At 73.1% G+C, this 23,647-nt stretch carries 24 protein-coding genes; 3 read left to right on the forward strand and 21 right to left on the reverse strand.

Features of this window, described 5'->3' with window-relative positions:
• Positions 1–24 precede the first annotated feature (24 nt).
• The 3 genes from ACQP17_RS09510 to ACQP17_RS09520 form a co-directional block, all read right to left on the reverse strand.
• The gene (locus ACQP17_RS09510; RefSeq protein ID WP_433855867.1) at positions 25–1,485 is read right to left on the reverse strand and encodes a glutamate synthase subunit beta; all 1,461 of its coding nucleotides are present in this window, start codon (positions 1,483–1,485) and stop codon (positions 25–27) included.
• A complete protein-coding gene (gene gltB / locus ACQP17_RS09515) occupies positions 1,478–6,091 on the reverse strand; it encodes a glutamate synthase large subunit (RefSeq protein WP_433855868.1) in 4,614 nt (1,537 codons plus the stop codon). The genes ACQP17_RS09510 and gltB overlap by 8 nt, the downstream gene beginning before the upstream one ends.
• Before the next feature lie 291 nt (positions 6,092–6,382).
• Positions 6,383–7,114 (reverse strand): VIT1/CCC1 transporter family protein, encoded by a 732-nt coding sequence (locus tag ACQP17_RS09520; protein ID WP_364877269.1) that lies wholly within the window; start codon positions 7,112–7,114, stop codon positions 6,383–6,385.
• Between the two features lie 395 nt (positions 7,115–7,509).
• On the opposite strand from ACQP17_RS09520, the gene ACQP17_RS09525 reads away from it, so the two are divergent.
• Together ACQP17_RS09525 and ACQP17_RS09530 are read left to right on the forward strand one after the other, a co-directional pair.
• Positions 7,510–8,793 carry an ADP-ribosylglycohydrolase family protein gene (locus tag ACQP17_RS09525; protein ID WP_433855869.1) on the forward strand — a complete coding sequence of 428 codons (1,284 nt, stop codon included), beginning with the start codon at positions 7,510–7,512 and terminating at the stop codon, positions 8,791–8,793.
• Positions 8,794–8,923: 130 nt separating this feature from the next.
• A complete protein-coding gene (locus tag ACQP17_RS09530; RefSeq protein WP_433855870.1) occupies positions 8,924–10,177 on the forward strand; it encodes a CaiB/BaiF CoA transferase family protein in 1,254 nt (417 codons plus the stop codon).
• Between the two features lie 61 nt (positions 10,178–10,238).
• On the opposite strand, the gene lgt is transcribed toward ACQP17_RS09530, so the two are convergent.
• The 11 genes from lgt to hisI form a co-directional block, all read right to left on the reverse strand.
• Positions 10,239–11,285 carry a prolipoprotein diacylglyceryl transferase gene (lgt, locus tag ACQP17_RS09535; RefSeq protein WP_433855871.1) on the reverse strand — a complete coding sequence of 349 codons (1,047 nt, stop codon included), beginning with the start codon at positions 11,283–11,285 and terminating at the stop codon, positions 10,239–10,241.
• A 129-nt stretch (positions 11,286–11,414) separates the two neighbouring features.
• Entirely contained in the window at positions 11,415–12,413 is a 999-nt protein-coding gene (locus tag ACQP17_RS09540; RefSeq protein WP_433855872.1) for a DsbA family protein, read from the reverse strand.
• Positions 12,414–12,526: 113 nt separating this feature from the next.
• Positions 12,527–13,345, reverse strand: a complete 819-nt coding sequence (gene trpA, locus ACQP17_RS09545; RefSeq protein WP_433855873.1) for a tryptophan synthase subunit alpha — start codon at positions 13,343–13,345, stop codon at positions 12,527–12,529.
• A complete protein-coding gene (gene trpB, locus ACQP17_RS09550; RefSeq protein ID WP_433855874.1) occupies positions 13,342–14,628 on the reverse strand; it encodes a tryptophan synthase subunit beta in 1,287 nt (428 codons plus the stop codon). The genes trpA and trpB overlap by 4 nt, the downstream gene beginning before the upstream one ends.
• Before the next feature lie 183 nt (positions 14,629–14,811).
• Positions 14,812–14,982: a tryptophan biosynthesis modulator TrpM gene (gene trpM, locus ACQP17_RS09555; protein WP_372509023.1), complete on the reverse strand. Its 171-nt coding sequence runs from the start codon at positions 14,980–14,982 to the stop codon at positions 14,812–14,814.
• Positions 14,983–15,016: 34 nt separating this feature from the next.
• Positions 15,017–15,826 carry an indole-3-glycerol phosphate synthase TrpC gene (gene trpC, locus ACQP17_RS09560; protein ID WP_364876995.1) on the reverse strand — a complete coding sequence of 270 codons (810 nt, stop codon included), beginning with the start codon at positions 15,824–15,826 and terminating at the stop codon, positions 15,017–15,019.
• 181 nt (positions 15,827–16,007) lie between these two features.
• Positions 16,008–16,454 carry a DUF2752 domain-containing protein gene (locus ACQP17_RS09565; protein ID WP_433855875.1) on the reverse strand — a complete coding sequence of 149 codons (447 nt, stop codon included), beginning with the start codon at positions 16,452–16,454 and terminating at the stop codon, positions 16,008–16,010.
• Between the two features lie 161 nt (positions 16,455–16,615).
• Positions 16,616–16,861 carry an HGxxPAAW family protein gene (locus ACQP17_RS09570; RefSeq protein ID WP_364876991.1) on the reverse strand — a complete coding sequence of 82 codons (246 nt, stop codon included), beginning with the start codon at positions 16,859–16,861 and terminating at the stop codon, positions 16,616–16,618.
• Positions 16,862–16,946: 85 nt separating this feature from the next.
• Complete coding sequence (locus ACQP17_RS09575; protein WP_433855876.1) at positions 16,947–17,612, reverse strand: TIGR02234 family membrane protein; 666 nt, start codon at positions 17,610–17,612, stop codon at positions 16,947–16,949.
• Between the two features lie 67 nt (positions 17,613–17,679).
• Positions 17,680–19,224: an anthranilate synthase component I gene (locus ACQP17_RS09580; RefSeq protein ID WP_433855877.1), complete on the reverse strand. Its 1,545-nt coding sequence runs from the start codon at positions 19,222–19,224 to the stop codon at positions 17,680–17,682.
• Between the two features lie 11 nt (positions 19,225–19,235).
• The gene (hisI, locus tag ACQP17_RS09585) at positions 19,236–19,622 is read right to left on the reverse strand and encodes a phosphoribosyl-AMP cyclohydrolase (protein ID WP_433855878.1); all 387 of its coding nucleotides are present in this window, start codon (positions 19,620–19,622) and stop codon (positions 19,236–19,238) included.
• A gap of 33 nt (positions 19,623–19,655) precedes the next feature.
• On the opposite strand from hisI, the gene ACQP17_RS09590 reads away from it, so the two are divergent.
• Positions 19,656–19,802, forward strand: a complete 147-nt coding sequence (locus ACQP17_RS09590) for a hypothetical protein (protein WP_364876983.1) — start codon at positions 19,656–19,658, stop codon at positions 19,800–19,802.
• Between the two features lie 23 nt (positions 19,803–19,825).
• On the opposite strand, the gene ACQP17_RS09595 is transcribed toward ACQP17_RS09590, so the two are convergent.
• The 7 genes from ACQP17_RS09595 to priA all read right to left on the reverse strand — a co-directional run bounded on the left by ACQP17_RS09595 (position 19,826) and on the right by priA (position 23,646).
• Entirely contained in the window at positions 19,826–20,458 is a 633-nt protein-coding gene (locus tag ACQP17_RS09595) for a TIGR03085 family metal-binding protein (RefSeq protein ID WP_433855879.1), read from the reverse strand.
• A gap of 110 nt (positions 20,459–20,568) precedes the next feature.
• Positions 20,569–21,159 carry a nitrile hydratase subunit alpha gene (locus ACQP17_RS09600; RefSeq protein ID WP_433855880.1) on the reverse strand — a complete coding sequence of 197 codons (591 nt, stop codon included), beginning with the start codon at positions 21,157–21,159 and terminating at the stop codon, positions 20,569–20,571.
• Positions 21,156–21,443: an SH3-like domain-containing protein gene (locus ACQP17_RS09605; RefSeq protein ID WP_433855881.1), complete on the reverse strand. Its 288-nt coding sequence runs from the start codon at positions 21,441–21,443 to the stop codon at positions 21,156–21,158. Before ACQP17_RS09605 ends, ACQP17_RS09600 begins: the two co-directional genes overlap by 4 nt.
• Positions 21,433–21,702, reverse strand: a complete 270-nt coding sequence (locus ACQP17_RS09610; protein WP_283781438.1) for an SH3-like domain-containing protein — start codon at positions 21,700–21,702, stop codon at positions 21,433–21,435. The genes ACQP17_RS09605 and ACQP17_RS09610 overlap by 11 nt, the downstream gene beginning before the upstream one ends.
• A 31-nt stretch (positions 21,703–21,733) precedes the next feature.
• Positions 21,734–22,498: an imidazole glycerol phosphate synthase subunit HisF gene (gene hisF / locus ACQP17_RS09615; protein WP_433855882.1), complete on the reverse strand. Its 765-nt coding sequence runs from the start codon at positions 22,496–22,498 to the stop codon at positions 21,734–21,736.
• Positions 22,495–22,902: a Rid family hydrolase gene (locus ACQP17_RS09620; RefSeq protein WP_433855883.1), complete on the reverse strand. Its 408-nt coding sequence runs from the start codon at positions 22,900–22,902 to the stop codon at positions 22,495–22,497. Before ACQP17_RS09620 ends, hisF begins: the two co-directional genes overlap by 4 nt.
• 21 nt (positions 22,903–22,923) lie before the next feature.
• Complete coding sequence (gene priA / locus ACQP17_RS09625; RefSeq protein WP_433859867.1) at positions 22,924–23,646, reverse strand: bifunctional 1-(5-phosphoribosyl)-5-((5-phosphoribosylamino)methylideneamino)imidazole-4-carboxamide isomerase/phosphoribosylanthranilate isomerase PriA; 723 nt, start codon at positions 23,644–23,646, stop codon at positions 22,924–22,926.
• Position 23,647 lies beyond the last annotated feature (1 nt).

A 23,647-nucleotide genomic window follows, 5' to 3' on the forward strand; every position in this document is an offset into this window, starting at 1 on the left:
GTACGGGACATCAGGGGACGGTCGTCACACGGCCAGTGCGCGATCCGTCGGCTTGATGGGAGCCGGCAGGGCGCTGACTCCGGTCAGGAAGTGGTCGACCCCGCGGGCGGCGGAGCGGCCCTCGGCGATAGCCCACACGATCAGCGACTGGCCGCGGCCGGCGTCACCTGCGACGTACACGCCGGGGACGTTGGTGGCGAAGTCCGCGTCACGGGCGATGTTGCCGCGCTCGTCGAGCTCCAGGCCGAACTGCTCGACCAGGCCGTTGTCCCGGTCGGTGCCGGTGAAGCCCATGGCGAGGGTGACCAGCTGGGCCGGGATCTTCCGCTCGGTGCCCGGCTTCGGCTCCGGCCGGCCGTCCTTGAACTCCACCTCGGTCAGGTGCAGCCACTGGACGTTGCCGTCCTCGTCGCCCTCGAAGTGCGTGGTCGAGACGGAGTAGATCCGCTCGCCGCCCTCCTCGTGCGCGGAGGTGACCTTGTAGAGCATCGGGAAGGTCGGCCAGGGCTGGTGGGCGTTGCGCTCGTCGCCCGGCTTGCCCATGATCTCCAGCTGGGTGACCGAGGCCGCACCCTGGCGGTGGGCGGTGCCGACGCAGTCCGCGCCGGTGTCGCCGCCGCCGATGACGACCACGTGCTTGCCCTCGGCGCTGATCGGGGCGACCGTCAGGTCCCCCTCCTGCACCTTGTTGGCCAGCGGGAGGTACTCCATCGCGAAGTGGATGCCGTTCAGCTCGCGGCCGGGCACCGGCAGGTCGCGGGAGGTGGTGGCGCCGGCGGCGATGACGACGGCGTCGTAGCGCTTGCGCAGCTTCTTCGCGTCGAGGTCGCGGCCGATCTCCACCTCGGTACGGAACTTGGTGCCCTCCGCGCGCATCTGCTCGATGCGGCGGTTGATGTGGCGCTTCTCCATCTTGAACTCGGGGATGCCGTAGCGGAGAAGGCCGCCGATCCGGTCCGCGCGCTCGTAGACGGCGACGGTGTGACCGGCCCGGGTCAGCTGCTGGGCGGCGGCCAGGCCGGCCGGACCGGAGCCGATGACGGCGACGGTCTTGCCGGAGAGGCGCTCGGGCGGCTGCGGGGTGACGTCGCCGTTGTCCCACGCCTGGTCGATGATGGAGACCTCGACGTTCTTGATGGTCACCGGCGGCTGGTTGATGCCCAGCACACAGGCGGCCTCACAGGGCGCGGGGCACAGGCGACCGGTGAACTCCGGGAAGTTGTTGGTCGCGTGCAGCCGCTCGCTGGCCTCGGTCCAGTCCTCGCGGTAGGCGTAGTCGTTCCACTCGGGGATGAGGTTTCCGAGCGGGCAGCCGTTGTGGCAGAACGGGATGCCGCAGTCCATGCAGCGCGACGCCTGCTTGCTGATGATCGGCAGCAGGGAGCCGGGCTGGTAGACCTCGTTCCAGTCCTTGACGCGCTCCTCGACGGGGCGGGTCTTGGCGATCTCGCGCTCGTGGTTCAGGAAGCCCTTGGGGTCAGCCATTGGTCGCCGCCTCCATCATCTTCTCGTGGGTCTCGGACTCGGAGAGTCCGGCCTGCTCAGCGGCGTCCTTGGCGACGAGCACTGCCTGGTAGGTGGGCGGGATGACCTTGCTGAAGCGCGCGGCCGCGGCATCCCAGTCGGCGAGGAGCTTGTCGGCGACGGTGGAGCCGGTCTCCTCCTGGTGGCGGCGCACGACGTCGTGCAGCCACTGCTTGTCGGCGTCGTCCAGCGTGTGGATCGCGCCCACGAGTTCCTTGTTGACGTTGGCCTTGTCGAGGTCGATGACGTAGGCGAAGCCGCCGGACATACCGGCCGCGAAGTTGCGGCCCGTCTCGCCCAGCACGACCGCGTTGCCGCCGGTCATGTACTCGCAGCCGTGGTCGCCGACGCCCTCGGAGACCACCGTGGCACCGGAGTTGCGGACGCAGAAGCGCTCGCCGACCCGGCCGCGCAGGTACAGCTCGCCGCCGGTGGCGCCGTAGGCGAGGGTGTTGCCGGCGATGGTGGAGAACTCGGCGAGGTGGTCGGCACCGCGGTCCGGGCGGACCACGACCCGGCCGCCCGACAGGCCCTTGCCGACGTAGTCGTTGGCGTCTCCCTCCAGCCGCAGCGTGACGCCGCGGGGCAGGAACGCGCCGAAGGACTGGCCGGCCGAGCCGGTGAAGGTGATGTCGATGGTGTCGTCGGGCAGGCCAGCGCCACCGAACTTCTTGGTGACCTCGTGGCCGAGCATGGTGCCGACGGTCCGGTTGATGTTGCGGATCGCGATCTGCGCGCGGACCGGCTGGGCGGCCTCGGCGCTGTCCGCGGACAGGGCGTCGGCGGCGAGCTTGATCAGCTCGTTGTCCAGCGCCTTCTCCAGGCCGTGGTCCTGCTCGATGACCTGGTGGCGCACGGCGCCCTCGGCCAGCTCGGGGACGTGCAGCAGCGGGGCCAGGTCCAGGCCCTGCGCCTTCCAGTGGTCCACCGCGCGGGAGGTGTTCAGCAGCTCGGCGTGGCCGATGGCCTCGTCGAGGGTGCGGAAGCCCAGCTCGGCCAGCAGCTCACGAACCTCTTCGGCGATGAACTGGAAGAAGTTGACGATGTACTCGGCCTTGCCGCTGAAGCGCTCGCGCAGCGCCGGGTTCTGGGTGGCGATGCCGACCGGGCAGGTGTCCAGGTGGCACACCCGCATCATGATGCAGCCGGAGACGACCAGCGGTGCGGTGGCGAAGCCGAACTCCTCGGCGCCCAGCAGGGCGGCGATGACGACATCGCGGCCGGTCTTGAGCTGACCGTCGGTCTGCACCACGATCCGGTCGCGCAGGCCGTTGAGCAGCAGCGTCTGCTGGGTCTCGGCCAGGCCCAGCTCCCAGGGACCGCCCGCGTGCTTGAGGGAGGTCAGCGGGGAGGCACCCGTACCGCCGTCGTGGCCGGAGATCAGGACCACGTCCGCGTGCGCCTTGGAGACGCCCGCGGCGACCGTGCCGACGCCGACCTCGGAGACCAGCTTCACGTGGATGCGGGCCTGCGGGTTGGCGTTCTTGAGGTCGTGGATCAGCTGAGCCAGGTCCTCGATGGAGTAGATGTCGTGGTGCGGCGGCGGCGAGATCAGGCCGACGCCCGGGGTGGAGTGCCGGGTCTTGGCGACCCACGGGTAGACCTTGTGGCCGGGCAGCTGACCGCCCTCGCCGGGCTTGGCGCCCTGGGCCATCTTGATCTGGATGTCGTCGGAGTTGACCAGGTACTCGGAGGTCACACCGAAGCGGCCGGAGGCGACCTGCTTGATGGACGAGCGGCGCGCCGGGTCGTAGAGCCGCTCGGGGTCCTCGCCGCCCTCACCGGTGTTGGACTTGCCGCCCAGCTGGTTCATGGCGATGGCCAGCGTCTCGTGCGCCTCCTGGGAGATGGAGCCGTACGACATGGCACCGGTGGAGAAGCGCTTGACGATCTCCGACGTCGGCTCGACCTCCTCGATCGGGATCGAGGGGCGCTCGGAGGCGAAGGAGAACAGGCCGCGCAGGGTCATCAGCCGCTCGGACTGCTCGTTGACCCGCTCGGTGTACTTCTTGAAGATGTCGTAGCGCCGGGCGCGGGTGGAGTGCTGGAGCCGGAAGACGGTGTCCGGGTCGAAGAGGTGCGGCTCACCCTCGCGGCGCCACTGGTACTCGCCGCCGATCTCCAGCGCGCGGTGCGTGGCGGCGATGCCGGAGGCCGGGTAGGCCTTGGCGTGCCGCGCCGCGACCTCCTTGGCGATGACGTCCAGACCGGCGCCGCCGATCTTGGTCGCGGTGCCGTGGAAGTACCGGGCGACGAACTCCTCGTCCAGGCCGACGGCCTCGAAGACCTGCGCGCCGCGGTAGGAGGCGACGGTGGAGATGCCCATCTTGGACATGACCTTCAGGACGCCCTTGCCGAGCGCCTTGATGAGGTTCTTGAGGGCGTCCTCGGCCTCGATGCCCGGCAGGAAGGTGCCCGCGCGGACGAGGTCCTCGACGGACTCCATGGCCAGGTAGGGGTTGACGGCCGCGGCACCGAAGCCGATGAGCAGCGCGACGTGGTGCACCTCGCGCACATCGCCGGCCTCGACGAGCAGACCGACCTGGGTGCGCTCCTTGGTGCCGATGAGGTGGTGGTGGACCGCGGCGGTCAGCAGCAGCGACGGGATCGGCGCGTGCTCGGCGTCCGCGTGGCGGTCGGAGAGCACGATCAGCCGGGCGCCGTCGTCGATGGCGGCGTCGGCCTCGGCGCAGATCTGCTCGATCCGGGCGGCCAGCGACTCGCCGCCGCCGGAGACGCGGTAGAGGCCGGAGAGGGTCACGGCCTTCATGCCGGGCATGTCGCCGTCGGCGTTGATGTGGACGAGCTTGGCCAGCTCGTCGTTGTCGATCACCGGGAACGGCAGGGTCACGCTGCGGCAGGAGGCCGCCGTCGGCTCCAGGAGGTTGCCCTGGGGGCCGAGGGAGGAGATCAGCGAGGTGACCAGCTCCTCGCGGATGGCGTCCAGCGGCGGGTTGGTGACCTGCGCGAAGAGCTGGGTGAAGTAGTCGAAGAGCAGCCGGGGGCGCTCGGAGAGCGCGGCGATCGGCGAGTCGGTGCCCATCGAGCCGATGGGCTCGGCGCCGGCCTTGGCCATCGGGGCGAGGATGACGCGCAGCTCTTCCTCGGTGTAGCCGAAGGTCTGCTGGCGGCGGGTGACCGAGGCGTGGGTGTGCACGATGTGCTCGCGCTCGGGCAGGTCCGCCAGCTCGATCAGACCCGAGTCCAGCCACTCCTGGTAGGGCTGCTCGGCGGCGAGCTGCGCCTTGATCTCGTCGTCCTCGATGATGCGGTGCTCGGCGGTGTCCACGAGGAACATCCGGCCGGGCTGCAGGCGGCCCTTGCGGACGACCTTGGCGGGGTCGATGTCCAGGACGCCGACCTCGGAGGAGAGCACGACCAGGCCGTCGTCGGTGACCCAGTAGCGGCCGGGGCGCAGACCGTTGCGGTCCAGGACCGCGCCGACCTGGGTGCCGTCGGTGAAGGTGACGCAGGCCGGGCCGTCCCAGGGCTCCATCATGGTGGAGTGGTACTGGTAGAAGGCGCGCCGGGCCGGGTCCATGGAGGTGGAGTTCTCCCACGCCTCCGGGACCATCATCAGCACCGAGTGCGGCAGCGAGCGGCCACCGAGGTGGAGCAGCTCCAGGACCTCGTCGAAGGACGCGGAGTCGGAGGCGTCGGCGGTGCAGACCGGGAAGATCCGCTCCAGGTTCTCGTCGGACCCGCTGCCGAACAGCTTCGAGGCGAGCTGCGACTCGCGGGCCCGCATCCAGTTGCGGTTGCCCTTGACCGTGTTGATCTCGCCGTTGTGCGCGACGAAGCGGTACGGGTGGGCCAGCGGCCAGCTCGGGAAGGTGTTGGTGGAGAACCGCGAGTGGACCAGCGCGATGGCGGTGGCGAAGCGGCGGTCGGACAGGTCCGGGAAGAAGGGCTCCAGCTGGCCGGTGGTCAGCATGCCCTTGTAGACGATCGTGCGGGCGGACAGCGAGGGGAAGTAGACCCCGGCCTCCCGCTCGGCGCGCTTGCGCAGCGCGAAGGCCTTGCGGTCCAGCGCCAGCCCGGTGCTCGTTCCGTCGCCGACGAAGAGCTGGGAGAAGGCGGGCATGGTGGCGCGGGCGCCGTTGCCCAGCAGCTGCGGGGCGACCGGGACCACCCGCCAACCGATGACGTCCAGGCCCTCCTCGGCGGCGATCGTCTCGATGCGCGAGACGGCGGCGGCCGCTTCCTGGGCATCGGAGGGCAGGAAGGCGAGGCCCACGGCGTAGGCGCCGGCCTCGGGAAGCTCGAAGCTGACCTCTTCGCGGAGGAACGCGTCCGGCACCTGGAGCAGGATGCCCGCGCCGTCGCCCGAGTCGGGCTCCGAGCCGGTGGCACCGCGGTGCTCCAGATTCGTCAGGACGGTGAGCGCCTGCTCGACCAGTGCGTGGCTGGCCTCTCCGGTGAGGGTGGCCACGAAGCCGACGCCGCAGGCGTCGTGCTCGTTGCGCGGGTCGTACATGCCCTGCTGGGCGGGGCGGCCGTCCATGGGCGACCAGGCGGCGGCGCTGGCGCTGCTGGTGGTCGCGGAGTGCGTGGACGCGAAGCGCATCAAGCTCTCCCAACGTCGTCGTGGCATAGGAATTGCCGAGGGACGACGTTGGCCCTCCGCGAAATTTCGTGCAGGTTACAGGATGAGCCGCTTCTCGAAAAGCGAAAAGAGGCTTCCAACATGCGGACACCGCGGGTGCGGTGGGTCAGGACGCGGACGGAATCTGGAGCCGTCCCACAGGGCGGCGTTCGCCGAGCGACATTGCCCGCGACGCCTGGGCCTTATGCCCGGTCGTCATCGATTCGAAACCGCTGGGTAATGCGGTAATTATGCGGTCACCCGCATGACACGTCACCCTACGACGGTTCCGAACAGGGCTCCCAGGGCGTACGTCACACCCGCCGCGGCACCACCTAGAGCCAGCTGACGCAGTCCGCTGAACCACCAGGAGCGCGCCGTCACACGGGCCACGACCGCCCCGCAGGCGAACAGTCCGACCAGGGCGAGCAGCAGCGCGGGCCAGATCGCGGACGCACCCAGCAGATAGGGAAGAACAGGCAGCAGCGCGCCCAGCGCAAAGGATCCGAAGGAGGAAATAGCGGCGACGGCGGGAGAAGGAAGGTCGGAGGGGTCGATACCCAATTCCTCGCGGGCATGGATTTCCAGCGCCTGCTCGGGGTCCGAGGAAAGCTGTTCGGCGACCTTCCGGGCGAGCGCCGGCTCGACGCCCCGCGACGCGTAGAGGGCCGCCAGCTCGTCCAGCTCGTCCTTCGGATGCTTGCGCAGCTCGGCCCGCTCGACCGCCAGCTCGGCCTGGACCAGCTCGCGCTGCGAGGCGACCGAGGTGTACTCCCCCGCGGCCATCGAGAAGGCGCCGGCGGCCAGTCCCGCCAGGCCGGTGATGATGATCGTCTGCTGCGACAGCGCGCCGCCGGCGACCCCCGTCATCAGGGCGAGGTTGGAGACCAGTCCGTCCATCGCGCCGAAGACGGCGGGGCGCAGCCAGCCGCCGTTCACATCACGGTGGGTGTGGTTGTCACGGTGCGCCACATGCGTCGGCGCCGCGGCATCCATGATCTCCATGACAGACATATCGGTACCTACTCCCTACAGCGAGGTGTGGGCCGATGGCGGCACTTCCCCCTCCAACACCTCGAAGTTATGCGCCTCTTGCCCTCCGCCGCTAGCAAGGAAGGCCGAACTTACCGCTCTGACCTGCGGTTTTCCCCCGAGCTCGGCCGTGAGATCCGGGTCACACCCCCTTCGGGACCGCCGTGGGCCCGTTGCCGCGACGCCGTCCGGGGCGGTCGACCGGGTGACCGTGGCGCCCCGGAGAGGAGAGCCGGGCCGCCGCGTGGCACGGATGAAGCGCGGCGGCCCCGGTCGTGCGCGCCGCCGGACGGCGCCCCGCGGCGCCCGCGACCGGGGCCGCCGCGGCGCACCCGCCCCTCCCCCACCGTGGAAGGACCCACCCGCACATGACCTACGCAAGCGAGCAGACCCCGGCCGCGCCGGACGCCCCCGGCCTCGGCGCCGCCGCGGTCCGGGCGGTCCTTCCGGAGGTGCCGCCGGCGCCGGCGGTCCCGCCGGCGGGACCGCCGACCCTGGAGGACCGGGCGACCGGTGCGCTGGTCGGAGCGGCGGTCGGGGACGCGCTCGGCGGGCCCGTGCAGGGCTGGTCGCCGCAGGAGATCGTCAAGCGGCACGGCGGCCGGGTCACCGGCATCGTCGGCCCCTTCCACGACGACTGGCGCACCGCCCGGCCGATCGCGCCGTACCACAAGGGCGACGGGCACGTCACCGACGACACCCTGATGACGCACGCGCTGGTGCGGGTCTACGAGACGGTGCGCGATCACCTCGACGCGTATGACGTCGCCGACCACCTGGTGCCGGACCTGATCGGCACCCCGCGCTGGATCCCGGAGCTGGAGGCCGAGGCGCTGCCGCTGCAGCGGATCTTCCTCACCGAGAAGTGGATCGTGGCGCGGCTGCACTACGGGCACGCGGACCCGCGGGAGGCGGGCGTCGGCAACATCGTCAACTGCGGTGCGGCGATGTACATGACCCCGGTGGGCGTGGTCAACGCCGGCAACCCGGACCGGGCCTACGCCGAGGCGCTGGACATCGCCGGGGCCCATCAGGCCTCGTACGGGCGGGAGGCCGCGGGGGTGTTCGCCGCGGCGGTGGCCGCCGCCTTCATCCCGGACGCCACCCCGTCCTCCGTCGTCGTCCATGCGCTGCGGCTGGCCAAGGACGGCACCCGCGCCGCGATCGAGGCGGTCTGTGAGGCCGCGTCGTCGCTGACCGACCACGAGTCGGCGCTGGAGCCGCTGCGCGCGGCCGTCGCCCCCTTCGACACCGTGGGCCCGGACTACCGCAACCCCTCGCTGGGCGCCCGCCGCCCCTCCCGCCTGCACGCCGTCGAGGAACTCCCCGTCGCACTGGGCATGCTGCTGATCGGCGGCGGCGACTTCCGCAGCACGGTGCTCGGCGCGGTCAACTACGGACGGGACTGCGACTCGATCGCCACCATGAGCGGGGCGCTGGTCGGCGCGCTGCGCGGGGCGTCGGCGGTGCCGGCCGAGTGGAGCGAGGAGGTCGCCCGCGCCAGCCGGCTCGATCTGCAGACGCCCGGCACCACGCTGGCCACCGTCGCCCGGGAGATCTTCACCCGCGACCGGTCCCGCGCCCGCACCCACGAGCAGGCCTTCACCGCGATCTCGGCCATCCCCGCGATGGCGGAAACGGGCGGACGGTGACCGCCACGGCCCCGGCCCGTACACGGCCGGGCCCGGCGGCCGCCTCCCCCGGGCCGGCGCCCACCGCCCCGCAGGCCCTCATCGCGGCGCCCGCCGCCCCCACCCCCGACCGACCGGAGGCATCCGCACCATGACCGACCCGTCCCTGTCCGGGGTGGCCGGGCCCGCCGCGGGCGGCCGCACCGCCCCGCCGCCCGCCGCCGGCCCGCTCGCCGGGCTGCGGGTGCTCGATCTCGCCACGCTGTTCGCCGGTCCGCTGGCCGCCACCCTGCTGGGGGACTACGGCGCCGAGGTGATCAAGATCGAGCATCCGCAGCGGCCCGACCCCGCGCGCGGCCACGGCCCCGCCAAGGACGGCATCGGGCTGTGGTGGAAGCTGCTGGGCCGCAACAAGAAGACGATGACGCTGGACCTGTCCCACCCGGGCGGCCGGGACGTGCTGCTGCGGCTCGCCGCCCGGGCGGACGTCGTCGTCGAGAACTTCCGGCCCGGCACCCTGGAGCGCTGGGGCCTGGGCTGGGAGGAGCTGTCCGCGGTCAACCCGCGGCTGGTGCTGGCCCGGGTCACCGGCTTCGGCCAGTTCGGCCCGTACGCCCGCCGCCCCGGGTTCGGCACGCTCGCGGAGGCGATGAGCGGCTTCGCGGCGATGACCGGGGAGCCGGACGGCCCGCCGACCCTGCCGCCGTTCGGCCTCGCCGACGCCGTCGCCGCGCTCGGCACCTCCTACGCCGTGATGGCCGCGCTGCACGCCCGGACGGCCTCCGGCCGCGGCCAGGTCATCGACATGGCCCTCATCGAGCCGATGCTGACCGTCCTGGGCCCGCAGCCGCTCTGGTACGACCAGCTCGGCCATGTCCAGCCGCGGACCGGCAACCGCTCGGCGAACGTCGCACCGCGCAACATCTACCGGACCGCCGACGGCTCGTGGGTGGCGGTCTCCACGTCGGCGGAGTCGGTCGCCGAGCGGGTGATGCGGCTGGTGGGGCGGCCCGAGGTGATCGCCGAGCCCTGGTTCGCGACCGGCGCGGGACGGGCCGCGCACGCCGATGAGCTGGACGCGCCGGTCGCCGACTGGATCGCCCGGCACGACCGGGCCGAGGTGACGGCCGCCTTCGAGAAGGCCGAGGCGGCCGTCGCCCCGATCTACGACATCCGCGAGGTGATGACGGATCCGCAGTACCAGGCGCTGGGCTCGATCACCGAGGTGCCGGACGACGAGCTGGGCACCGTCCGGATGCAGAACGTCCTCTTCCGGCTCTCCGAGACGCCGGGCGCCATCCGCTGGGCGGGCCGCCCGCACGGCGCGGACACCGACGAGGTCCTGCACGCCTTCGGCCTGACCGGCCCCGAGATCGACGGCCTCCGCGCGGCGGGCGCACTGTGAAACACAGCGCCGGGTGGACCCGTCTCGGGTCCACCCGGCGCTGCCGGACTGTGCTGCGGGCCTAGGACTTCTTGGTGCTGCCGCTGCCGGCGGGCTTGGCGGTGTCCTCGGGGGACTTCTCCGCCGGGGCTTTGGCCTCGGCGTCGCCTGACTCGTCGGTCGCGGACTCTGCGGACCCGCCGTCGGACGCGGTCGCCGGGGCCGCCTTCTCGACGGAGACCTTGCCGCCGCCGTCACCGTCCCGGTCGGCCTCGGCACCCTCGGCGCTCGCGGCCTCGGCGTCCTCCAGGGCTCCCGGCTCGACGACCGCCTCACGGCCGGGCGCCTTCTTGGCCGAGATCACGAAGTAGGCGACGGCCAGGAGGAAGACGATCAGCGCGGTCCAGACGTTCAGCCGCAGACCCAGGATGTGGTGCGCCTCGTCGACGCGCATGTACTCGATCCAGGCGCGGCCCGCGCAGTACGCGGCGACATACAGCGCGAACGCCCGCCCGTGGCCGAGCCGGAAGCGCTTGTCGGCCCAGATGACCAGCGCGGCGACGCCGATGCACCACAGGCACTCGTAGAGGAACGTCGGGTGGTAGGTGCCGCCGATGCGTCCGATGGCCGGGTCGGAGCTGATCTTCAGCGCCCACGGGACATCGGTCGGCTTGCCGTACAGCTCCTGGTTGAACCAGTTGCCCCAGCGGCCGATCGCCTGGCCGAGGGCCAGGCCGGGCGCCAGCGCGTCGGCGTACGCGGGGAGCGGGATGCCGCGCCGGCGGCAGCCGATCCAGGCGCCCACCGCGCCGAGCGCGACCGCACCCCAGATCCCCAGGCCGCCCTGCCACACCTTGAAGGCGTCGAGCGGGTGGCCGTTCGGGCCGAAGTACGGCTCGTACGTCGTGATGACGTGGTAGAGGCGGCCGCCGACCAGCCCGAAGGGCACGGCCCACACGGCGATGTCCGCGACGGTTCCGGAGCGGCCACCGCGCTGCACCCAGCGCTTGTTGCCGAGCCAGACACCGACGAAGACGCCGATGATGATGCAGAAAGCGTAGCCGCGCAGCGGGACCGGGCCGAGATAGACGACTCCGGTCGACGGGCTGGGAATGAATGCGAGGTCCATGGCAGGGTCGACGCTACCGCGCCGGGCGGGGTCGACGACAACCCACCCGGCTACGGCTGCGTAACGACCCCGCCGCCGGACGATGACGCTGCGTGTCCGGCCGCCGGACCGGGCAGTGCGCCCCGCCGGTCAGGGCGACGGCGCGAGGCCCTCCGCGCTCCGCGGTTCCCGGGGGACGGTGGTGCGGTCGTGGGTCTGCCGCCGCTCCTGGGACGTGACCCCCGGGTCACCCGGAGCCGCCGGCGCACCGGTGTGCCGGCGGTGGGACGCGGGGTGGTGGTGGCCGGCCTGCTTCCCCGGGTGGGGCGAGGTGCTCGGGTGCGGCGGGAGGCTCTTGCCCGGCTGCTTGCCCTTGTTGGCGTCCTGCACCATCTTCTTCAGGTCCGCCGGGGTGAACCGGCCGCCCTTCTCCTGCGAGAGGTCCTTGCCGTTGAGCAGGACGGTGGGGGTGCCGCGGTAGCCGGACTTGGCGAAGGCGTCGTTGGACTTCTGCACGAAGCGGTCGTACGTGCCGTCCTTGACGCAGGTGGTGAAGGCCGGGGTCACCAGACCCTTGACCTTGCCGGCCAGCTGGAGGAGGTACTGCTTGTTCGCGAACTTGTCCTGCGGCTCGGGCGGCTGGTTCGTGTAGAGGACGTCGTGGTACTCACGGAACCTGCCCGCGTTCTGCGCGCACATGGCGGCGTTGGCGGCGTTCAGGGATCCGGTGCCGCCGGAGTTGCCGTCGATGATCGTGACGAGGTGGTACTCGTTCTTCAGCTGGCCGGAGTCGACGAGTTCGTGGACGACGGGGCGGAAGCCGGTCTCGAACTGCTGGCAGGCGGGGCAGCGGAAGTCCTCCCACACCGTGAGGGTGGACGGGGCGTCGGCCGCGCCCACCGGGACGGCGGGCCGTTTGCCGTCGCTCGCCTGTTTCGGGACGGCGACCGCCCCGTCGCTCTTGCCGCCGCCGTCACCGGAGGACGACGACGCCCAGACCGCGATGCCGCCGGCGATCGCCAGCACCACCACCACCGATCCGGCGACGATCGCCTGCCGCCTGTGCCGGGCGCGCGCCTTCTCCTTGTCCCGCTGTTCCTGAAGCCGCTCGCGGGCGGTTCTCTTACCCTCATGGTTCTTCTGGCTCACGCCCCTGGACAACGAAGCGGAGGGGTGACCCTGCACCCCTCCGCACCGATGTTCGCCCTATCGAGGGACAGCGGGCCGGGCCGACGTGGACGTCTGTCCGGCGCGATCCGCCCCTAGGAACGCTTGCGCACGCCCTCGGCCAGCTCGCCCGCCAGGGCCCGGACGCCGGCGAGGCCGGCCGCCAGGTCGCCGTCGGCGGCCAGCAGCCGCTTGACGAACGCGGAACCGACGATCACGCCGTCCGCGAACCGGGCCACCTCGGCGGCCTGTTCGGCGTTGGAGACCCCGAGGCCGACGCAGACCGGCAGGCCGGTCGTCGCCTTGGTGCGCCGGACCAGGTCCTGCGCCTCGGCGCCCACCGACGCGCGGGTGCCGGTGACGCCCATCAGCGAGGCGGCGTAGACGAAACCGGACCCCGCCGCGGTGATCTCGGCGAGCCGGGCGTCCTTGCTGCTGGGCGCGACGACGAAGACGGTCGCCAGACCGTGCTTCGCGGCGTGCTCCCGCCAGGTCGCGGACTCCTGGACCGGCAGGTCCGGCAGGATGCAGCCGGCGCCGCCCGCCTCGGCCAGCTCGGCGGCGAAGCGCTCGACGCCGTAGCGGTCGACCGGGTTCCAGTACGTCATGACGAGCACGGGCTTGCCGGTGGCCGCGTGCGCCTCGCGCACGGTGCGCAGCACGTCCGCGATCTTCACGCCGCCGCGCAGGGCGATGTCGTCGGCGGTCTGGATGACCGGGCCGTCGAGGACCGGGTCGCTGTGCGGGAGCCCGATCTCCACGATGTCGGCGCCGCCGTCGAAGACGGCCTTGGCCGCCTCGATGCCGCCGTCGACGGTCGGGAACCCGGCGGGCAGGTAGGCGATGAGCGCGGACCGGTCCTCGGCCTGTGCGGCGGCGAGGGCGTCGCTCAACAGCTGGATGTTTCCGCTCACTTGGCGTCCCCTTCGATCTCCGCGCCGGCGGCGTCGGTGTCCGCCTCGACGGCGGCGTCGGTGTCGTACAGGCCGAAGTAGCGGGCCGCGGTGTCCATGTCCTTGTCGCCCCGCCCGGACAGGTTGACCACGATCAGCCCGTCCTTGCCGAGCTCCCTGCCGAGCTCCAGCGCCCCGGCGAGGGCGTGGGCGCTCTCGATGGCCGGGATGATGCCCTCGGTCTCGGAGAGCAGGCGCAGCGCCCGCATCGCGTCGTCGTCGGTGACGGCGCGGTACTCGGCCCGGCCGCTGTCCTTGAGGTAGGCGTGCTCGGGGCCGATGCCGGGGTAGTCCAGACCGGCCGAGATGGAGTACGGCTCGGTGATCTGGCCCTCCTCGTCCTGGAGGACGTAGCTGCGCGAGCCGTGCAGGATGCCGGGCTCGCCGGCGGTCAGCGTGGCCGCGTGCTCGCCGGTCTCGATGCCGTGGCCGGCGGGCTCGCACCCGACGAGGCGGACGCCGGCGTCCGGGAGGAAGGCGTGGAAGAGGCCGATGGCGTTGGAGCCGCCGCCGACACAGGCCACGGCCGCGTCCGGCAGCCGCCCGGCGCGTTCGAGGAGCTGGCGGCGGGCCTCGACGCCGATGACGCGGTGGAAGTCGCGGACCATCGCCGGGAAGGGGTGCGGGCCGGCGACCGTGCCGAAGAGGTAGTGGGTGCGGTCGACGTTGGCGACCCAGTCGCGGAACGCCTCGTTGATGGCGTCCTTGAGGGTGCGGCTGCCCGACTTCACGGCGATGACCTCGGCGCCGAGCATCCGCATCCGGGCGACGTTGAGCGCCTGGCGCTCGGTGTCCAGCTCGCCCATGTAGATGGTGCAGTCGAGGCCGAAGAGGGCGCAGGCGGTGGCGGTGGCGACGCCGTGCTGGCCGGCGCCGGTCTCGGCGATGACCCGGGTCTTGCCCATCCGCTTGGTGAGCAGTGCCTGGCCCAGCACGTTGTTGATCTTGTGGGAGCCGGTGTGGTTGAGGTCCTCGCGCTTGAGGAAGATCCGGGCCCCGCCGGCCTCGCGGGCGAACCGCGGCACCTCGGTGAGGGCGCTGGGGCGGCCGGTGTAGTTGACCATCAGGTCGTCGAGTTCGGCGGCGAAGGCGGGGTCCGCCTTGGCCTTCTCGTACTCGGCGGCGACCTCGTCGACCGCGGCGACCAGCGCCTCGGGGATGAAGGTGCCGCCGAAGGCGCCGAAGTAGCCCTCGGCGCTGGGGACGTGCCCCTCGGGGTCGGGAAGGAAGAATTCGGAGGACATCTGTCGCACTCCTCGTCCGGGGTGGGCACCCCGGAAGTCCGGTTCATCGGGCAGTGGGCAGGGCGGAAGGGCGGCGCGCTGAACGGGTTCGCCGCCGCCGCGGAGCCGGCCGGGCCGGTACCGCGGGCGGTGCGGACGCGGAGGCCCCGGGGGGCATCGCGGCGCCGGCACGGGGCCGGCGCGTCAGCGCGCGGGCCCCCCTCGCCATCGCCTGCCGTTGATCTGTCCCGGCTCGGAGCCGATGTGGTACCGCACCCGGCGCCCGTGGACCCGCCGCGCGGGCGCACGGCAGCCGCGGTGCCACGAGGGCAGGGCGGAGCACTTGGCCACGGGGCGGCGGGGGGCGGCGGTCATGTCGGGGTCGGTGTCCTGTCCTGGCGGCGGGCGGTCAGGACCGGCCGTGCCGGATCGCCGGGTGGGAGCCGGCGGCGACCAGGTCGGCCACCGCGGTCCGCGGGTCCTTGCCGGTGACCAGCGACTCGCCGACCAGCACCGCGTCCGCGCCGTCGTTGGCGTAGGCGATCAGGTCGTGCGGTCCGCGGACACCGGACTCGGCGATCTTGACGATGTGGTCGGGGATCTCGGGGGCGACCCGGGCGAAGTTGCCGCGGTCGACCTCCAGGGTCTTCAGGTTGCGGGCGTTGACGCCGATGATCCTGGCGCCGGCGTCCACCGCGCGGGCCACCTCGTCCTCGTCGTGCACCTCGACCAGCGGCGTCAGCCCGATCGACTCGGCCCGCTCGATCAGCGAGACCAGGGCCTCCTGCTCCAGCGCGGAGACGATCAGCAGCGCGAGGTCGGCGCCGTAGGCCCGGGCCTCCCACAGCTGGTAGGCGGTGACGATGAAGTCCTTGCGCAGGACGGGGATGTCGACCTTGGCGCGGACCGCCTCCAGGTCGGCCAGCGAACCGCCGAACCTGCGCTGCTCGGTGAGGACGGAGATGACCGCCGCGCCGCCCGCCTCGTAGTCGGCGGCCAGGCCGGCCGGGTCGGCGATCGCGGCGAGCGCGCCCTTGGAGGGGCTGGAGCGCTTGACCTCGCAGATCACCGTCACGCTGTCGCCCTTGAGGGCCGCGACGCCGTCCTTCGCGGGGCGCGCCTTGCGGGCCCGCTCCTTGAGCTCGTCGAGAGTGACGCGGGCCTGCCGCTCCGCGAGGTCGGCACGGACCCCGTCGATGATCTCGTCGAGCACACTCACGCGAGCGGCCTCCTTCTTGCGCGGGGGAGGTGGACAGTGGCCTGGTGGGACGAGCCGCCCCATCCGGTCCTTCGATGGTATCCGCCATGGCCTGCAGGTCCTGCATCCGGCCGACCGCGGTCCCACGACCTGGACATTCACCGTGGGGACGGAGGGCGCCTGGGGGCTCGCGGACGGCGGTTCACGGGGCCAGCGCACTGCCGAAGGGGAGATTGCGGACGAGCGTGAAGACCAGCAGCAGCCCGGCCAGCGCCGCCCAGTGGACGGGCCGCGGCCGGGGCCCCGCCGTCGGGCGGCCGCGCGCCGCGCGGCCCAGCCACAGCATCCAGAAGACCGCGGCGGCGGCGTATCCGGCGACCGCCAGGGCGTTGGCGCCCAGGGCCGCGGTGAGATCGCCGTGCGCGACGGCGTGGGCGCTGCGCAGTCCGCCGCAGGCCGGGCAGTACAGGCCGGTCAGGTGCAGCAGCGGGCACACCGGGTAGTGGCCGGGCTCGTGGGGGTCGACGGCGCCGACGTAGGCGAAGGCCGCGAGGACGGCGGCCAGGGCGCCCAGGGGCGCCGCGAGGCGGCGGGGCAGCGCACGCTGCCGGGGGGCCGGGGGCGCGAGCCGCGCCGCGGGATCGCTCACGTGGCGAGTGTGCGGCGCCGCGCGCGAAGGCGCAGCTTCTCGGCCGCCGTACGGAGCGGGTACGGACGGCGGGTACGGCACCGGAGTGCGTACGGGCCGGGAAGCGGCGCCTTCGAAAGGAGCTGCGGGGTGGCGCCGGGCGGGCGCCACGGGGGCGGGACTCAGCCCTCCTGCGGCTGGGCCTGCGCGGCGGCGACGGGCTTGGCGGAGCGGCGGGGCTCCTGGCCCATGCCGGCCGCCCGCATCAGGCCGCCGGCCACGGCACCGAGGCCGATCAGCACGATGCCGGCCCAGAAGCCGGGCACGTTCCCCAGCACGATGAAGGCTCCGGAGACGCAGAAGCCGATGAACGAGATGATGACGCCCGTCCAGGCGGCGGGGGTGTGTCCGTGGCCACTGCTCGACATGAATGCTCCTCGTTGCTCTGTCGCGCCGGGGTCGGGGCGCGGTGATCCTCATCGCCCATTGTCACCGATGCCGGGCGGGGCACCTTTACCGGGTGGGGTCCTCACCGCGGTCCAGGGACTTCCAGATCTCCTCCGGGCGGTCCAGGTCCGGCGGGGCCGGGGCCCGGCGCGGGCCGCGGGCGCCGCCGGGGGTGCGCTCGTAGCGGCCCGACATCGCGGGCCAGTGGCGCCCGTGGACCAGTGCCAGCAGCCCGGCGAGCAGCAGCAGCGCGCCGCCGGCCGCGGCCACCCACGGCCAGGCGGTGTGCGTGACGTGATGCACACCGGCGTCGGTCAGACCGACCGCGGTGGCGGCCTTCTCGCGGAGCGCGGAGGTGTCGGAGGTGCCCAGCACGGCGGCGGTGGCGATGCCCGCGCCGCTGAGCGTGAGCAGGGCGGCGACCGCGATCCGGCCGGCCCGGCGCACGGCGAAGACGGCGACCAGCGCGGCCAGGCCGACGACGGCCAGCGCGCCGGGCACACCGGTCACATCGGCGCCGGTCACGCTGCGCGGCAGGGCGCCCTGGGCCAGCTCCGCGGAGCCCCGGGCCCAGACGCGGCCGGAGGACAGCAGCGCCAGGCTCGCGCCGGCCGCGCCGGCCAGCAGGGCGAGGGCGAGGCTGCGCCGGGCGCCGCGGGCCGCCGCGGCCGGTGCGGGGGCCGGCGCGTCCGCGGGCGCGGCGTCGGTACGGGGCTGGGGTACGGCAGTCACGCGTACCACTATCGCGCACCGGCCCGGCGGGCCCGGTGCGCGGGGTGGTCACGGGGCGTGCGGCCGGTCACTTTCCCAGGTGGTTGGCGGTGTTCACGGCGCGCAGCACGGCCGCGGCCTTGTTGCGGCACTCGGTGTCCTCGGCCACCGGGTCGGAGTCGGCGACGACCCCGGCGCCCGCCTGGACGTAGGCGGTGCCGTCGCGGAGCAGGGCGGTGCGGATCGCGATGGCGGTGTCGGAGTCGCCGGCGAAGTCGAGGTAGCCCACGCAGCCGCCGTACAGCCCGCGCCGGGTCGGCTCCAGCTCCTCGATGATCTGCAGGGCGCGCGGCTTGGGCGCCCCGGAGAGGGTGCCGGCCGGGAAGCAGGCGGTGAGCACGTCGAAGGCGGTGCGGTCCCCGGCGACCTGGCCGGTGACCGTGGAGACGATGTGCATCACATGGCTGTAGCGCTCGATGGACATGAAGTCGACGACCTCGACGCTGCCCGGCTCGCAGACCCGGCCCAGGTCGTTGCGGCCCAGGTCGACCAGCATCAGGTGCTCGGCGCGCTCCTTGGGGTCGGCCAGCAGCTCGTCGGCCAGCGCCTGGTCCTCGGGCACCGTGGCGCCGCGCGGGCGGGTGCCGGCGATGGGGTGGACGGTGGCCCGGCCGCCCACGACGGTCACCAGCGCCTCCGGGCTGGAGCCCACGACGTCGAAGGCCCCCTGCTCGGCGCCCTCGCCGCCCTCGAAGCGGAAGAGGTACATGTACGGGCTGGGGTTGGTGGCCCGCAGCACCCGGTAGACGTCCAGGGCGCTCGCGGTGCAGGGGGTCTCGAAGCGCTGGGAGGGCACGACCTGGAAGGCCTCGCCGGCCCGGATGCGCTCCTTGATGTCCTCGACGGCCTCCTGGTAGGAGGCGCCGCCCCACTCCATGGTGAACGGCGGGACCTCGGACGGCGGCAGCGCGGCGGCGCTCGCGGGCGCGGGCCGGGAGAGGTCGTAGGCCATGGTGTCGAGCCGGGCGACCGCGTCCGCGTAGGCCTCGTCGACGCCGGTGTCGAGGTCGTTGTGGTTGATCGCGTTGGCGATCAGCAGGACCGTGCCGCTCCAGTGGTCCAGGACGGCGAGGTCGGAGGTGAGCAGCATGGTCAGCTCGGGCAGCCGCAGATCGTCGGTGGTCTGCTCGCCGATCTTCTCCAGGCGGCGCACGATGTCGTAGCCGAGGTAGCCGACCATGCCGCCGGTGAACGGCGGCAGTCCGGCGCCCTCGATGAGGTCGCGGGGGGTGTGCAGCGCCTCGACGGTGGCGCGCAGCGCCTGGAGCGGGTCGCCGTCGGTGGGGACGCCGACCGGCGGGGTGCCGAGCCAGTGCGCCTGCCCGTCGCGGGTGGTGAGGGTGGCGGCGCTGCGGACGCCGATGAAGGAGTACCGCGACCACGTCCGGCCGTTCTCGGCGGATTCCAGGAGGAAGGTGCCGGGGCGCTCGGCGGCGAGTTTGCGGTAGAGGCCGACCGGGGTGTCGCCGTCCGCGAGGAGGCGCCGGGTGACGGGGATGACCCGGCGGTCCTTGGCGAGGGTGCGGAAGGTGTCGAGGTCCGGAGTGGCGGTGCCGGTGGTTCCCGTGGTCATGGCAGCGGAGCCTACTGGTCGGAGCGGGTCTCGGTGGCCAGGACGTCGGCGTCGAAGCAGGTGCGGTCGCCGGTGTGGCAGGCGGCGCCGACCTGATCGACCTTGATCAGGACGGTGTCGGCGTCGCAGTCCAGGGCCACCGACTTGACGTGCTGGACGTGCCCGGAGGTGTCGCCCTTGACCCAGTACTCCCGGCGGCTGCGGGACCAGTACGTGCAGCGGCCGGTGGTCAGGGTGCGGTGCAGCGCCTCGTCGTCCATCCAGCCGAGCATCAGCACCTCGCCGGTGTCGTACTGCTGGGCGATGGCGGGGACCAGGCCGTCGGCGCCGCGCTTGAGGCGGGCGGCGATGGCGGGGTCGAGGGCGGAGCCGGGGGCGGTGGTGCGACTGCTGCTCATGGGTCCCATTGTGCCGTGCGGCATCCTGCTGGCATGCATCCTCACAGGGAGCCGTCCGCGCCGCCACCGCCGCCGGACCCGGACCGCGCCGCGCGGGTGGCCGCGCGGGTGCTGGGGGCGGTGTGTGCGGCGGCGGTGGCGGTGGGCGTGACGATCCTGGTGGTGGTGTTCCGGACCTAGGGGGTGGCCCGGGCCCGGGGCCCTCAGAGCCCGAGTTCGGCCGCCAGCAGCCGGTCGATCGCCTCCTTGTCGCCGTCCAGCGCCACGTCGGCGGCCTCCTGCCGGCCGAACGCGAACATCGTCAGCTCACCGGGCTCGCCGACGGCGGTGACCACCGGGGTGCCGCGGTGGGCGACGGCGGTGCGCCCGTCCGGCCGCCGCAGCACCAGGCCCACCGGCGACCTGCGGCCCACCACCCGCGCCATCCGTTCGAGCCGGGACCACAGGGCGTCCGCGAAGACGGGGTCCAGCTCCCGCGCGGCCCAGTCCGGCTGCGCCCGCCGGACGTCCTCGGTGTGGACGTAGAACTCGACGGTGTTGGACGCCTCGTCGAGCTGCTTCAGGGCGAACGGCGACATCCGCGGCGGCCCCGTCCTGATCAGCCGGATCAGCTCCTCGTACGGCTTGGCGGCGAACTCCGCCTGCACCCGCTGCAACCGGCCGGCCAGCGGCTTGACGAGGATCCCGCCGGCCGCGTCGGCGCGCCGTTCGCGTACCACCACATGCGCGGCCAGTTCCCGCGCGCTCCAGTTCTCGCACAGCGTCGGCGCCTCGGGGCCGGCGCTCTCCAACAGGTCGGCGAGAAGGAGCCGTTCACGCTTCGCATGGGTCGACATGCGGTCAGCCTACGACCGGCCCCGGCGCCCTGCCACGGGGCCGCGCCCGGGGGCCGCGGACCGGTCACCCGGCTGCCGAGCGGCGGGCACGGCGCGCACGGGGCGCTGAGTCAGACCGCGGCGGTACCGATGAGCCCCTCGCGGGTGACGAGCGCGGCCAGCTCCGGCTCGCTCCACCCCGCGGTGCCCCGGGGCCGCCGCGGCAGGACCAGGTAGCGGCTCTCGGCGCTGGAGTCCCACACCGTGATCGCGGTGTCGTCCGGCAGCTCCAGCCCGAACTCGGCCAGCACGGCCCGCGGTTCACGGACCACCCGCGAGCGGTAGGCCTCGCTCTTGTACCAGGACGGCGACGGCCCCAGCAGCCCGACCGGATAGCAGGAGCACAGCGTGCACACCAGGACGTGGTGGGTGGTGGCGGTGTTCTCGACGACCTTGAGCCGCTGCTCCTGGATGCCGCCCGCCATCGACAGCCCGACCTCGGGCAGCGCCGCGTTCGCGTCGGCCAGCAGCCGCTCCCGGAACCCGTCATCGGTCCACGCCCGCGCCGCGATCCGCGCCCCGTTGAGCGGCGAGGCCCCCTTCAGCATCGCGGCGAGGGCCGCGTCCAGCTGCTCCTGGGTGACCGCCCCGGCCTCGATCAGCCGCTCCTCCAGCCGCCGCACCCGTGCCGCCACCGGCACACTCGTGTGGTCGCCGCTCATGTCCCGTCCTCCCCCGCCCGCTCGATGTACGACTCCCAGAGGTCGACCGTGACCTCGTGACCGCCCTCGCCCCACAGGTCGCCCGCGGCGAACGCCACGGTGTAGACGGGCTCCACCCGCGGCGCGGCGACGCCCGCCGCCACCTCGTCCGCGAGTTCCCAGCTCCCCTGGCACTCGACGATCCGTCCCACCTGACCGCGCACATAGCGCGGCGCCCTGGTGTGCCCGGCGGGGTCACCGGCGCGTACCCGCACCCGCTCCCCCGCCCGGAACTCAGCCCGCACCGGGCAGCCCCCGCTCGGCCAGCAGCGTCTCGATCGCGAGCAGCCAGCGCTCGTAGTACGACGACGCCAGATAGCGCTGCGGGTCCATCCGCTCGACGGCGTCGCGGAACTGGTCGAGGCGGTAGACCCCGTTGCGCACCAGCGCGGAGTTCAGCGCGAAGACCCGCGCCTCCCAGTCGGCGTGGAACGGCGGCTCGTCCGCCTCGATCTCCAGCGCCCCGAACCCGGTCTGCCCGCCCACATCGTTGACACGGCTCATGGGCGGAGCCTACGGGTTCATGATCGTCGTGTCAGCGCACCGGGTGCCCCGCGCCCCGCAGGGCGTCCTTGACCTGGCCGATGCGCAGGTCGCCGAAGTGGAAGACGGAGGCGGCGAGCACCGCGTCGGCGCCGGCCGCGACGGCCGGGGCGAAGTCCGCCAGCCGGCCGGCGCCGCCGGAGGCGATCACCGGGACGGTGACGTGCTTGCGGACCGCCTCGATCATCTCGGTGTCGTAGCCGTCCTTGGTGCCGTCCGCGTCCATGGAGTTCAGCAGGATCTCGCCGGCGCCGAGGGCGACGGCGCGGTGGGCCCACTCGACGGCGTCGACGCCGGTGCCGCGGCGGCCGCCGTGGGTGGTGACCTCGAACCCCGAGGGGGTGCCGGCGTCGGTGCGGCGGGCGTCGACGGACAGCACCAGGACCTGGCTGCCGAAGCGCTCGGCGATCTCCCGGATCACGTCGGGGCGGGCGAGGGCCGCGGTGTTGACCCCGACCTTGTCCGCGCCGGCCCGCAGCAGCTTGTCGACGTCGTCGGGGGTGCGCACGCCGCCGCCGACGGTCAGCGGGATGAAGACCTGCTCGGCGGTGCGGCGCACCACGTCATAGGTGGTCTCGCGGTTGCCGGAGGAGGCCGTGATGTCGAGGAACGTCAGCTCGTCGGCGCCCTCCTCGCCGTAGATCTTCGCCATCTCGACCGGGTCGCCAGCGTCCCGCAGGTTCTGGAAGTTGACGCCCTTGACGACCCGGCCGCCTTCGACGTCCAGGCAAGGGATGACTCGGACCGCCAGGGTCATGGGTGCACGGGCCTTTCTGCCGGTTCTCGGAATGCTTCGAGTTCTACTTCGACCAGGACGCGGGAGTCCACGAAGCCGGAGACCACGACCAGGGTCGCGACCGGCGGGGTGGCCTCGAACAGTTCACGGTGGGCGCGGCCGGCCGCGTCCACGTCACGCAGGTGCGTGAGGTACAGGCGGGTGCGCAGCACCGCGTCGGCGCCCAGTCCGAACGGCTTGAGGGCGGCCAGCGCGTTGGTCAGGGCGGCCCGGGTCTGGACGTAGGGGTCGCCCTCGCCCTGGAGCACGCCGTCGACCAGTGGCATCGTGCCGGCGACCAGGACCCGGTCGCCGGCGGCCACGGCGCGTGCGAAGCCGATCCGCTCTTCCCAGGGGTTGTCGGTCCGTACGCGCTCGATGGTCATCACGCGGCCTTTCGTTCGCCGTTACGACACTGCTGCCAGCGCCTCTTCGAGGGTGAATGCCTTCGCATAGAGCGCCTTGCCGACGATCGCGCCCTCCACACCTTCGGGCACCAGTGTGGCCAGGGCCCGCAGGTCGTCGAGGGAGGAAACGCCGCCGGAGGCGACGACGGGGCGGTCGGTGGCGGCGCAGACGTTGCGCAGCAGCTCCAGATTGGGGCCCTGGAGGGTGCCGTCCTTCTGGATGTCGGTGACGACGTAGCGGGCGCAGCCCTCGGCGTCGAGGCGGGCCAGCGTCTCATAGAGGTCGCCGCCGTCACGGGTCCAGCCGCGGCCGCGCAGGGTCGTGCCGCGCACGTCCAGGCCGACCGCGATCTGGTCGCCGTGCTCGGCGATGACCTTGGCGACCCACTCGGGGGTCTCCAGCGCGGCGGTGCCGAGGTTGACCCGGCGGCAGCCGGTGGCGAGGGCGGCGGCGAGCGTGTCATCGTCGCGGATCCCGCCGGACAGCTCCACCTTGAGGTCCATGGACCGGGCGACCTCGGCGATCTGCGCGCGGTTGTCGCCGGTGCCGAAGGCCGCGTCGAGGTCGACGAGGTGGAGCCATTCGGCGCCGGCCCGCTGCCAGGCCAGGGCCGCCTCCAGCGGGTCGCCGTAGGAGGTCTCGGAGCCGGACTCGCCGTGGACGAGGCGGACGGCCCGGCCGTCGCGGACGTCGACGGCGGGGAGGAGTTCGAGCTTCGGCATC

The sequence above is a fragment of the Streptomyces kronopolitis genome, from assembly GCF_050953795.1.
Taxonomy (GTDB): Bacteria; Actinomycetota; Actinomycetes; order Streptomycetales; family Streptomycetaceae; genus Streptomyces; species Streptomyces kronopolitis_A.

What these genes read in the sequence shown, in the direction of transcription:
- ACQP17_RS09620 (WP_433855883.1), bottom strand. Translation starts at nt 22,902, where the DNA reads ATGACCATCGAGCGCGTACGGACCGACAACCCCTGGGAAGAGCGGATC.
- hisF (WP_433855882.1), bottom strand. Translation starts at nt 22,498, where the DNA reads ATGACCCTGGCGGTCCGAGTCATCCCTTGCCTGGACGTCGAAGGCGGC.
- ACQP17_RS09600 (WP_433855880.1), bottom strand. Translation starts at nt 21,159, where the DNA reads ATGAGCGGCGACCACACGAGTGTGCCGGTGGCGGCACGGGTGCGGCGG.
- trpB (WP_433855874.1), bottom strand. Translation starts at nt 14,628, where the DNA reads ATGTCCTCCGAATTCTTCCTTCCCGACCCCGAGGGGCACGTCCCCAGC.
- ACQP17_RS09610 (WP_283781438.1), bottom strand. Translation starts at nt 21,702, where the DNA reads ATGAGCCGTGTCAACGATGTGGGCGGGCAGACCGGGTTCGGGGCGCTG.
- ACQP17_RS09525 (WP_433855869.1), top strand. Translation starts at nt 7,510, where the DNA reads ATGACCTACGCAAGCGAGCAGACCCCGGCCGCGCCGGACGCCCCCGGC.
- trpM (WP_372509023.1), bottom strand. Translation starts at nt 14,982, where the DNA reads ATGACCGCCGCCCCCCGCCGCCCCGTGGCCAAGTGCTCCGCCCTGCCC.
- ACQP17_RS09510 (WP_433855867.1), bottom strand. Translation starts at nt 1,485, where the DNA reads ATGGCTGACCCCAAGGGCTTCCTGAACCACGAGCGCGAGATCGCCAAG.
- ACQP17_RS09520 (WP_364877269.1), bottom strand. Translation starts at nt 7,114, where the DNA reads ATGGAGATCATGGATGCCGCGGCGCCGACGCATGTGGCGCACCGTGAC.
- ACQP17_RS09595 (WP_433855879.1), bottom strand. Translation starts at nt 20,458, where the DNA reads ATGTCGACCCATGCGAAGCGTGAACGGCTCCTTCTCGCCGACCTGTTG.
- ACQP17_RS09580 (WP_433855877.1), bottom strand. Translation starts at nt 19,224, where the DNA reads ATGACCACGGGAACCACCGGCACCGCCACTCCGGACCTCGACACCTTC.
- lgt (WP_433855871.1), bottom strand. Translation starts at nt 11,285, where the DNA reads ATGGACCTCGCATTCATTCCCAGCCCGTCGACCGGAGTCGTCTATCTC.
- hisI (WP_433855878.1), bottom strand. Translation starts at nt 19,622, where the DNA reads ATGAGCAGCAGTCGCACCACCGCCCCCGGCTCCGCCCTCGACCCCGCC.
- ACQP17_RS09530 (WP_433855870.1), top strand. Translation starts at nt 8,924, where the DNA reads ATGACCGACCCGTCCCTGTCCGGGGTGGCCGGGCCCGCCGCGGGCGGC.
- priA (WP_433859867.1), bottom strand. Translation starts at nt 23,646, where the DNA reads ATGCCGAAGCTCGAACTCCTCCCCGCCGTCGACGTCCGCGACGGCCGG.
- ACQP17_RS09570 (WP_364876991.1), bottom strand. Translation starts at nt 16,861, where the DNA reads ATGTCGAGCAGTGGCCACGGACACACCCCCGCCGCCTGGACGGGCGTC.
- ACQP17_RS09590 (WP_364876983.1), top strand. Translation starts at nt 19,656, where the DNA reads ATGCATCCTCACAGGGAGCCGTCCGCGCCGCCACCGCCGCCGGACCCG.
- gltB (WP_433855868.1), bottom strand. Translation starts at nt 6,091, where the DNA reads ATGCGCTTCGCGTCCACGCACTCCGCGACCACCAGCAGCGCCAGCGCC.